The organism is Novipirellula aureliae (genome assembly GCF_007860185.1).
GTDB classification, from domain to species: Bacteria; Planctomycetota; Planctomycetia; order Pirellulales; family Pirellulaceae; genus Novipirellula_A; species Novipirellula_A aureliae.
The window spans coordinates 1,448,491-1,459,144 of the sequence record NZ_SJPY01000001.1 but is presented as its reverse complement, the minus strand read 5'-3'; the positions used below and the strand labels follow the sequence as shown (position 1 = coordinate 1,459,144).

8 protein-coding genes are annotated in these 10,654 nt (G+C 54.0%); 3 read left to right on the top strand and 5 right to left on the bottom strand.

The features are described from left to right. Positions 1-95: 95 nt before the first annotated feature. Positions 96-827 (bottom strand): two-component system sensor histidine kinase NtrB, encoded by a 732-nt coding sequence (locus tag Q31b_RS05640; RefSeq protein ID WP_146598603.1) that lies wholly within the window; start codon positions 825-827, stop codon positions 96-98. Positions 828-927: 100 nt separating this feature from the next. On the opposite strand from Q31b_RS05640, the gene Q31b_RS05635 reads away from it, so the two are divergent. Next, entirely contained in the window at positions 928-1,575 is a 648-nt protein-coding gene (locus Q31b_RS05635; RefSeq protein WP_146598602.1) for a hypothetical protein, read from the top strand. Here the strand turns inward: Q31b_RS05635 and Q31b_RS05630 are convergent. Both Q31b_RS05630 and epmA read right to left on the bottom strand, forming a co-directional pair. After that, on the bottom strand, positions 1,531-2,010 hold the full coding sequence (locus tag Q31b_RS05630; RefSeq protein WP_146598601.1) for a hemerythrin domain-containing protein: 480 nt from the start codon (positions 2,008-2,010) through the stop codon (positions 1,531-1,533). The two genes, Q31b_RS05635 and Q31b_RS05630, sit on opposite strands and share 45 nt — an antisense overlap. Before the next feature lie 127 nt (positions 2,011-2,137). Beyond that, positions 2,138-3,118 (bottom strand): EF-P lysine aminoacylase EpmA, encoded by a 981-nt coding sequence (gene epmA / locus Q31b_RS05625; RefSeq protein ID WP_146598600.1) that lies wholly within the window; start codon positions 3,116-3,118, stop codon positions 2,138-2,140. A 554-nt stretch (positions 3,119-3,672) separates the two neighbouring features. Here epmA and Q31b_RS05620 point away from each other — a divergent pair. Beyond that, positions 3,673-4,728: a ThiF family adenylyltransferase gene (locus tag Q31b_RS05620; RefSeq protein WP_146598599.1), complete on the top strand. Its 1,056-nt coding sequence runs from the start codon at positions 3,673-3,675 to the stop codon at positions 4,726-4,728. A 152-nt stretch (positions 4,729-4,880) separates the two neighbouring features. On the opposite strand, the gene Q31b_RS05615 is transcribed toward Q31b_RS05620, so the two are convergent. Next, positions 4,881-6,404, bottom strand: coding sequence for an FMN-binding glutamate synthase family protein (locus Q31b_RS05615; protein WP_146598598.1), 1,524 nt, complete (start codon positions 6,402-6,404; stop codon positions 4,881-4,883). A 533-nt stretch (positions 6,405-6,937) separates the two neighbouring features. On the opposite strand from Q31b_RS05615, the gene Q31b_RS05610 reads away from it, so the two are divergent. Further along, a complete protein-coding gene (locus Q31b_RS05610) occupies positions 6,938-7,783 on the top strand; it encodes an SHOCT domain-containing protein (RefSeq protein ID WP_231617317.1) in 846 nt (281 codons plus the stop codon). Between the two features lie 31 nt (positions 7,784-7,814). Here the strand turns inward: Q31b_RS05610 and mutS are convergent, their stop codons facing one another. Further along, positions 7,815-10,448 carry a DNA mismatch repair protein MutS gene (gene mutS / locus Q31b_RS05605; RefSeq protein WP_146598597.1) on the bottom strand — a complete coding sequence of 878 codons (2,634 nt, stop codon included), beginning with the start codon at positions 10,446-10,448 and terminating at the stop codon, positions 7,815-7,817. Between the last annotated feature and the right edge of the window lie 206 nt (positions 10,449-10,654).

Genomic DNA, 10,654 nt, shown 5'->3' with positions numbered 1-10,654 from the left:
GATAGCGACTGTCAAGCCAAACTATGGCTAAATGCTAGCGGAGAGCAAATTCACGGAGCGACCTAGCAACCTCGCGACTCTGTCACCTTCAGGCATCACGTTGCCAAACGTTTGGGGACGGGAAATTCGAGTACGAATTTGGTTCCTCGCCCCGTTTCACTTTGGACGCTAATGCGGCCTCCGTGTGCTTCGATGATTTTCCGAGCCGTCGGCAACCCCAATCCCGATCCTCCGTCCTTTGTGCTGTAGAACGGTTCGAACATGTGCAGCACCGTGTTGTCGTCCACGCCGCTTCCGGTGTCGATCAAATCGAGTGCGACGCCTGTCCGTGTGGTATACGTGCGAGCCCAGAGTTGGCCACCGGGCTGCATCGCTTCGAGCGCGTTTTTGACCAAGTTCATTAATGCCGCTTGCAAGGAATCGCTGTGCAGCAAAATCGCTGGCAAATCAGGGTCAAGGTACTTTTCGATATCGACGTCGTCCTGATCCGCCTGCGCCTGATAGGCGCGCAACACCGTTTCAATTTGGTCGTTCAAGTTACCGGGCACCAAGTCGATGTCACGGAGCCGAGCGTAACGCAGGAAATCTCTCAGCAGCGACTGCATCCGTTCACATTGTTGACGCACGATATCGATGCGGTTGATTGATCGGCGTCCGATCTGCGACTCGATTTCGGTCAAGTCTTCGCTCAATAAATCGATATTCATCAGAATCACGGATAGTGGATTCTTGATCTCATGGGCCAACGAACCGGCCAATTCAGCGAGTTCCTCGTACTGAGCTCGCATCGAATCGACTTCATCAGAGTTATTTTGCGGGTCAGACATGGACTGGGGGAAAATGATGTTCGAGGTATTCAGAATGCTTTACAATAGCGTTTGACCAGCGATCATGGGACAGGTCGATATCAGAGACTTAGGAAATTTCATGCCATCCGCTCCGCAGCCCAATCCATATGCTCCCTCGGCTATCATCGAAGAGGAAGAGAAGGCGATCGAGCCTAGGCGGGATGCGGTACGCATTTCCAACTATACCGTTGGTTTTAATACGATCTTCGTCGTGATCCTTTCAGGCGGACTTTTTGGTATGGTTTTGGCCTGTTTCGTGTTCGGATCTGAGTTGTTGTTCCGGGCGGCAGGTTTTACGGACCCAAGTCTGTTCGAAGCGCTCCTTTCAATACTCTATTTTGCCGCCATCGCATTTGGTTTCGGCATGGTTACCGCCGCATTTGCCGCCGTTCCAATGGTTCCGGCCTGTTTGTGGATGTATTCTGCGTCGGAGCAAAAGGGCAAATCGTGGACGCCCTCGTCGATTCGCATCTTCGGAAGCATCTCGGGTGCGGTGAGTGGCTATGCCTGTGTGGCAGTCCCGGCGTTGTTTTCCGGTTTTGGCATGGGGGTTCTGTTTGGATTCGTACCAGCGATGTTTGCCGCGATTTCTGTCCCTATCATGCTGGCCCCCCTCGCAAAACGGTGCCGAATTGCGTTGGAAAAAGAAGAATCCGAGCGTCGGCAAGAGCCCATGGCCGCATCAGTCGCAGACACCCAAGTCGCTATCGAGTGCTTCAAGAATTAGCAGTAATTCCGCTTCTTCGTGTACTTGAAATGCCCGAAGAAATGTTTCGTAGCGGCGCAGCATTTTCGCGATCTTCTCTTCCTGGTCAGTGGACACTTCTCCAGCCGACTCGACCAAGTGCCGGATCGATTCAAACAAGGACGAATGCTGACCACGCAGCGATTCTGCTTTCGTGCTCAATTCCGGGGCGGTGTCGATCGCTTCTTCAAAGTAGCCGTAGGCTTCCTCCAGCGAGAAATGTAGCGCCAATTGGTCGCGAAGTTCCGACCACAATTCGAGCACTTCTGTCCAGTGGTTACTCGCGATTTTCTCGTGAGACACCATCGGACGAATTTTTTCTAGTAGCACCTTTAAATGGTGGCTGTCGTCTTTGATATCCCTCAAAAATGCCGCGTTAACAGCTAAACGGCGAGTCGCGGTGAAATTTTCGGTCATGACGATCTCTTGGAAAAAGGGTGCGTCGATTTGGGAAGGCCGTGCGTGAACGCGATATTCTATCCCATTATCGCTCCATCGTGCCTTCAAAACCAGCCCCAGCTCGAAAAGGGGACCAATAAGTTGGCTAGGCTCGTTCGATTGGGAAGGGGATCACTTGATGAATGTTCACGCTTTTTGTTGCAACCATCAATAGGCGATCGAAGCCCATGGCGACACCCGTTGAAGCAGGCATCCCCTGCCTTAGCGCGGAAACCAAAGAGCTGTCGATTTCGATCAACGGCCTGCCACTCATCGCCCGACGCTGGTTTGCGATGCGTGATCGTTCGAGGAGCACGTCCGCATCAAGCAATTCATCGTAGCCGTTGGCCAATTCAACGCCCTCGAAAAACAACTCAAAGCGGGCGGCACACTCCGGATCGTCTTGGCAAGAACGTGCTAATGCTGCTTGGCTTAGCGGGTAGTTTTTGATGATGACGGGGGCTTCCAGCCCCAAGGAGGGTTGGATCACGCTCGAAAACAGCAAATCGAGTAGCGAATCACGATCCTCCGACATCCGCTCGGCCAATAGGCCATCGATCCGGCTGGCTTCTGTCACCAATGTCGAGGATGGCACCGAAATCGGATCAAACCCCAGAAAGGTTTCAAACAGATCGCGATATGTGATGCACTCAAAGTGAGGTTGCTTTAGCGTCTCACAAACCAGTCCCCCAAGTGTCTGAATGCCAGATTCGATATCGGCGCCGACGTCGTACCACTCCAGCATGGTGAATTCAATGTTATGCATGTCTCCCCGCTCCCCTGCCCGAAACACCGGTCCGACGCTATAGATAGAGGGGGCACCGGCGGCCAGCATTCGCTTCATCGACAATTCCGGCGATGTTTGCAAATAAAACGGCGATGACAAGTCACGGCTTGGCATCAATAATTGTGTCGTGTCGATTGTGATCGGATCGATATAAGGATCGACGATGCAATCGGATGCCAAGCATGGGGGCTGTACTTCGTAGAAACCACGATCATCAAAGTACGCTCGTACGTCGTGAAGTAGCCGAGCGCGTTGACGCAGCAGGCTCAGATCGGGTTGCTGGTAATTTACTCGATTCATCGTCTGAAATTTCTTGAAGGTGACTTGCCGCAACGACGTAGCCTAGGCTTCCAGCCTGGGATCACGATAAAACCCAGGCTCGTAGCCTAGGCTTCCAGCCTGGGACCACGGTAAAAACCCAGGCTCGTAGCCTAGGCTTCCAGCCTGGGGCCACGATAAAACCCAGGCTCGTAGCCTAGGCTTCCAGCCTGGGACCACGATAAAACCCCAGGCTCGTAGCCTAGGCTTCCAGCCTGGGACCACGATAAAACCCCAGGCTCGTAGCCTAGGCTTCCAGCCTGGGGCCACGATAAAAACCCAGGCTCGTAGCCTAGGCTTCCAGCCTGGGACCACGATAAAACCCCAGGCTCGTAGCCTAGGCTTCCAGCCTGGGGCCACGATAAAACCCAGGCTCGTAGCCTAGGCTTCCAGCCTGGGGCCACGATAAAAACCCAGGCTGGAAGCCTGGGACCACGATAAAACCCAGGCTGGAAGCCTGGGCCACTTCCAGCCTGGGGCCACGATAAAACCCAGGCTGGAAGCCTGGGCCACTTATAACCGGGACAAGCGAATTCATGAACGAAATTGATGCACACAACTTATCCGACAATCGATATGCACGTCAGGTCCGGTTCGATGCGATCGGGGTCGATGGACAGCGTCTGATCAGCCAATCGACTGTCGCGATCCTGGGATGTGGAGCGTTGGGCAGTGTGATTGCTGAAATCCTAGCACGAAGCGGCGTCGGCCAGCTCCGTATCATCGATCGTGATTATGTCGAATGGACCAATCTACAGCGTCAAGCCCTGTTTGATGAAAACGATGCTAAACAAGGTCGAGCTAAATCGGAAGCCGCCTGCGACCGGCTACAGTCGATCAATAGCGATATCACAGCCGAGCCTTTTGTCGCCGATCTTACCGCCGACAACATCGACCGGCACTTGCGAGGGACGGATCTTGTCGTCGACGCCGCTGATAATTTTTCGATTCGTTTTCTGTTGAACGATTGGTCATTGAAAACGAAGACGGCTTGGGTCCATGGTGGCTGTGTCGGGGCGGCGGGCCAAGTTCGATTGTTCAGCGGTCTCGGGGCACCCTGTTTCCGCTGCCTCGTTCCCAATCTACCACCTGCATCATCGGTCGCCACCTGCGATACCGCTGGTGTCGTCGGTGCGGCAACGCACGCGATCGCAAGTCTGCAAGCACTCGAAGCACTCAAGTGGCTATCGGGTAACCGCGATACGATTCATGAAAGCGTGTGGTCGTTCGATTTTTGGTCAAATCGATTTCGTGAACTTTCCATCGATTCTTCGCTAAGTCAATCATGCCGCGCCTGCGGTGAACGTCAATACGATTTTCTTGAAGGGGATCCTGTTGGCGTGGGAGAAACGATGACGTTGTGTGGACGCAGTGCGGTGCAAATCACCCCTTCAGCCATGGCAACCGTCGACCTCAATCAAATGGCTCTCCGTTGGCAAGGTCAAGGAGAGGTCCAGTTAACTCGTTTCTTCGTCCGCTTGACTTTAGCGACTTTGCGGTTGACCTTGTTTCGAGATGGGCGAGCGGTGATCGAGGGAACCGATCAATCGGGTGAAGCACGTGCCGTGTACGACCGTTTGGTGGGCAGCTAGAGCGTTGCGTGGCAAACGGCTGCGGTGGGTCCAATGAAACGGTTGGAAGTGGACCGCAATCGCCACTCTTCTACCGCGAGTCATGGGCGTGATCGTTTGCTTTTTTGTCACCCACGTTTGGCGTTTGATCGTTGGAGTGTGACGAAAGGCCATCATTTCATCAACGAGGTGATCTCTTGTTGATCCTCGACACTGGGCAAGCCAAAACCGCTGCTGTAATCAAATAGGTCAGCCAGCGTATTGGATCCAAATCGACCGTTCAGTATTTCCAGGTGATCCCCACCGACAAGGCCGGGATGGACGACACCCATCGTTCGACTGAGCATCAAGATCTCTTTGCGTAGATTCACGACGTAGTTCGCCATCCGAGCTGCCTTGTCTGTCGGATCGAGCCCGTGAATGAGCCAACGGTTTTGCGTCGCAACGCCTGTCGGGCAATGACCGGTGTGGCAGCGTTGCGCTTGAATGCACCCGATTGCCATCATCGGCTCGCGTGCCACAGCAATCATGTCGCAGCCAAGCGCAAACGCGAACATCGCTGAATCGGGAAACCCTAGTTTTGCGGCACCGATAAAGACGACATCTTCATGCAACCCCAATTCAGCAAACAATCGGTACACTCGGCTGAACCCCCATTTGAATGGCAGGCCCACATGATCGGAGAACGCTAATGGAGCGGCACCCGATCCGCCTTCACCACCATCGATACTGATAAAGTCAACCGCTCGATTGGTCGATGACATCAGTTGAGTCAATTCAGACCAAAACGGCATCTGACCCACGGCCGATTTGATCCCTACCGGAAGTCCTGTTTCGGCGGCCAGTTGTTCAACAAAATCCAATAGGGCATCCGGTCCGTCAAAGGCAGAATGAGTCGCTGGACTAATGCAGTCTTTTCCGACCGGAACCCCACGGATCTGGCTGACCTCTTGAGTCACTTTCGCTCCTGGGACAATACCGCCGACGCCAGCTTTTGCTCCTTGGCTGAGTTTGATTTCGATGGCGCGAATCGGGTGTCGAGCCACATTTTCTTTGAATCGCTCGAGACTGAACTTGCCGTCGGCATCGCGGCAACCGAAGTACCCCGTCCCAATTTGCCAAATCAGATCACCACCATGAAGATGATGACTAGAGATGCCGCCTTCACCGGTATTGTGTAAGCAACCAGCCAACTTGCATCCACGATTGATCGCCTCTACTGCTGGACCACTCAACGAGCCAAAACTCATGGCCGAAACATTGACGACCGAGGCTGGACGAAACGCCTTCGCTCGGCCACGTTTGGCACCGAGTGTTTTTGCACAAGGGATCGGGTGGTTTGGATCGTAGCCTGGTTCGCTAGCGTGCGGCAACGATAAAGGGAAAGCGCTGTGTTTTAGAATCAAGTAGTTTTCGGTTTGCTCCATCTCATTGTCGGATCCAAACCCAAAATAGCTGTTCTTCTGCTTCGCTGTTGTATACACCCATCGGCGTTGATCACGGCTGAATGGCCGCTCTTCGTCGTTTCCCGTGACGATATACTGCCTCAGTTCAGGGCCAATCATTTCTAGCAGATAGCGAAAATGCCCAATGATCGGGAAGTTCCGTAGGATGGCATGTTTGCGTTGAAACAGGTCATAAGCAAAAATGCCCAACAGCAAACCGCAAACGACGAAGATAACCCACCAATACCACATTTTTAGCTCTCCGGCTCAATCTCTCTGATCGGATTCAACACACTGTGCGCTCCGTATTGGAGGACGCTCAGAAATGATGGGTCAAGATATCAGAGACGCCGCTTTGAGATAACCACGTCTGGCGGCAAATATGTCAGCCCGACAGGCGTCGGAGTGACGTTCGCGATTGTCACCTCCCTCTACCGTGTCTCCCGATAGGGTGGCGCTCACCAAATTTCGGGGCAAAGAGGCTGGTGTTCTGGGTGCTGGGGCTGGGGCTGGGGCTGGGCGGCTGGGCGGCGGCAAATGCCGAACGAAATCGGGCAAAGAAACTCGGGTTGCATGGTCGGTCCCGTAGCCGCCCTCGATTCCTTGGGACCTGACGACCCCTGCGCGCGGTTGGGAACCCTGGGTAGACTTCCTTTGTGCCCAAAGAGTTTGTGCCCAAAGAGTTTGTGCCCAAAAAAATTTGTGCCCAAAAAAAATTGTGCCCAAAAAACAGGTGCGCAGGTATTCATTGATTCTTATTCTGGCGGATACGAGGAAACATCATCTTGCCCAATCTCTCTCCCGCTGGGACTCAAGTGGTCCAAAACCTTTCCAATCGCTATGGACTTTCTGCCGATGCGGTCACTCATATGTTGGTTGCTGTGAGCAACGGAAATGGGTCGATGGCACAATTCAGCCACCCCGAATTTGGCGGTTCTGGCCAATGGATGCAGGGTGGAATGACGATGGTTAGCGATCTGTTCAATAATCATTTGAAGAACTTAGTTAATAACCTTTGCTCTGACATCGCTGCGGAGTTGGCCAGTCACCAACTGACTCAGCCAACGGGATCGTTTCAATCGCAGAGCCAAGGTGGGACGCATTGTCAATCGCAAATGGCCGGAATGCCTGGATCAACGAATGAACTGTTCGTCCCCGATCCGAATGACCAATGGTGGCCGCAAGATCTAGGAACCCCTCGTGCTGTTGGTTCGCAGAACAGTACAAAGTACGCCTACTTTCCCGAGGCACATCGATTGGCCGTTACCACCGGTGGTGAGCCATGGGTGTACGACACGCTCAACCATCAAATCGGCGGGTTTGGCCAGCAGCAAGGCGGTAGCGGTTCGATCACTTTTAGTAGCCAATTCGGAACCGTCGACTTGGCGACTCTGCCGCTTGTTGCCCGCGGCAACACCAAGGTGGACGCACCGAGTCACTCCGCCCCGGTCTCTTTCGATAAAGACCCCACAACGGTTTCGGTTGAAGCGGCGGCGAATGTGAAAGGCCAGCCTGCAAGTGCAGACGACATTCTTGGAACCATCGAACGACTGGGAACACTCCGAGAAAAGGGGTTGCTAAGTGATGAGGAATTCGCTGCGAAAAAAGCCGAGCTATTAAGTCGACTGTAGTTAACTGCAATCGATCGCCTGCGACCTGCTCCTACGGCTTCAATTGGTTCTTTGCCGATTGCAGAAACTGGAGCGCGTCCATTGGGGTCATGGCGTTGACATCCAACTTTTGGATTTCTTCGATTAACGGGTGGTCGGCCAAGCCGAACAGATTCAATTGGTAATAATTCTGTTTCGATGATGTTGGCAGAGGCGATAAGTTGGGTCGGTCCAACGAGTCGCGGTGGTTCATCTCGAGTTGTGCTAGCACATCCTTAGCCCGCTCGTTGACCGATTGGGGGATGCCCGCCAAACGTGCGACATGGATGCCGTAACTCTTATCGGCACCGCCCGCGACAATACGGTGCATGAAGACGACTTCGTCGTTCCATTCTTTGACGGCAACGTTTAAGTTAGCCACACGCGGCAACGTTTCGGCAAGTTGAGTCAATTCGTGGTAGTGGGTTGCGAACAACGTGCGGCAGCCAACGTGTTCATGCAAATGCTCGGAAATCGCCCAGGCGAGTGACAGCCCGTCGTAGGTGCTCGTTCCTCGTCCGATCTCGTCCAGGATCACCAAACTTCGCTCCGTAGCGGTGTTCAAAATCCGAGCGGTTTCGACCATTTCGACCATGAACGTACTTTGGCCGCGGCTAAGCTCGTCGCTGGCACCGACCCGAGCAAAGATGCGGTCGGCGATTCCAATGGTCGCTTTTTCCGCCGGGACAAACGAGCCAGCTTGTGCCATCAGTGTGATCAGTGCGACCTGTCGAATGTAAGTGCTCTTTCCAGACATGTTCGGTCCGGTAATCAACAAAATCATGCCGGAGTCAGGCGAATGGGTGCAATCATTTGGCACAAATTCACCCTGCGGAAGTGTCACATCTAAAACGGGGTGTCGCCCGGCTTCGATGGTTAGGATCGATTCGTCGACGAGTTTTGGGCGTATCCAACGGCGAGCGGCAGCGATTTCCGCCAGCGAGGCGAGTACGTCTAGCTCGGCAATCGCAGCGGCAACCTCTTGCAGTACGTTCAGATGCTGGTGGGCTTGCGTGCGCAGATTCTGGAACAGCATCTGTTCCCGCGTCGATGCTTTTTCATCCGCCGACAAAACCTTCTCTTCGTACTCTTTCAGTTCGGGCGTGATGTAACGTTCACAATTCTTGAGCGTTTGTTTACGAATGAAATCGCCTGGGATTTTGTCACGTTGTGTATTGTTGACTTCGAGAAAGTACCCGAAGACGCGGTTGTAGCCAACTTTCAAGTTGGCAATCCCGGTCTCTTCCATCTGTTTCTGCTGGTACGCCGCGATCCACTCTTTGCCGCCACTAGCAAGCGACCGCATCGCATCGAGTTCTTCGTCGAAACCAGCACGAATGAAGTTTCCGTCCGATGCGGATAGTGGGCACTCGTCGGTAAGAGCACTTTCCAGATGCGCGCGAAGTTCAGGGCACAGATGCAGATGGGCTTCGACGAAGCCGAGTCGCTCGGCTTTGCGATCCGTCAAACGGGCTTTCAAGTCGGGCAAACTCGAGAGTGTTCTAGCAACTTGTTGCAAATCACGAGGCCCAGTGCGTCCCGTGGCGATGCGGGCCAACAGCCGAGTCAGATCGAAGGTTTGTTTGAGCGTTTCGCGAACGTCGCCGCGCAGTTTCGAGTCCTTGACCAATTCAGCGACCGCATCGAGTCGATGTTCGATTCGTTCGCGATCGATCAAGGGAGCGGATACCCAATCCGCCAGCAGACGAGCGCCCATCGGCGTACAGGTGCGATCGATTACCCCGAGCAGGGATCCGTCGCGAGACCCGCTGCGGATGGTTCTTGAAATCTCCAAGCTATGCCGCGTCGACGCATCGATTTGCAAGACGCCCGATTGATGGTGTGCCCTGATCTCCTTGAAGTGATCGAGACCACTTCGCTGAGTCTCTTGCAGATACGTCAGCACGGCGCCGGCGGCACGGATGGCGGGGGCATCCGAATCTCCGAAACCGAAGCCTTCGAGATTGTGGACGGCGAACTGCTTGCAGAGTGCATCACGCGACGAATCTTCGGCGTATGACCACGCAGGACGCGATGTCCATGACCATGGAGCGGTCGTATCGGGACTGAATCGTACGTCGTCTTCACGGTAGATCACTTCGGCTGGGCCGATGCGAGCGAGTTCGTCTTCGATTCTCGATTTTGGAAAGACACCTGCTTCGAAACGTCCGCTCGACAGTTCGGCCCACGCGATTCCCGCGAGCGGTTCGGCATCGTCTTTGCTGTTTGCGTTCGACTTTGCTTTGGTTTTGGGAGTGACCAAATAGACGGCTGCCAAGTAGTTCGCTTCGCGCGGATCGAGCAGTCCATCGTCGGTGAGGGTGCCCGCGCTAACCAGACGCGTGATTTCACGGCGGACGAGTCCTTTGGCTTGCTTCGGATCTTCGACTTGTTCGCAAACGGCGGCTCGGTAGCCAGCCCGGATCAACTTGTTCAAATAGGAATCGAGTTGATGGTGGGGGAACCCAGCCATCGCGGTCGGGTTGTCGCTGTCCTTATCGCGGCTGGTCAGCGTTAAGCCAAGGATTTTGGCAGCAACCTTGGCATCGTCCAAGAACAATTCATAAAAATCGCCCATGCGGAAAAATAGCAATGCGTCGCCGCACGCCTCTTTCGCTTCATGGTATTGTTTCATCATCGGTGTCATGCCGCAAATCCTAACGCCGAAAAATGAAAACGGCAAGCTCTTGGATGCGTTGGAGTCCAAGCAACGACGAAAAGCTTGAGGCGTCTTGCGACGCTGCTCAAGCTTTCGTGTACAAGGGTTGTGGTTCCCGGCGCGTGTTGGGGACAACCCTCGCATTCCTCCGCCCTACGGATGAATCGGTTCGTGTGCTCGCAAGCTGGAAGCTT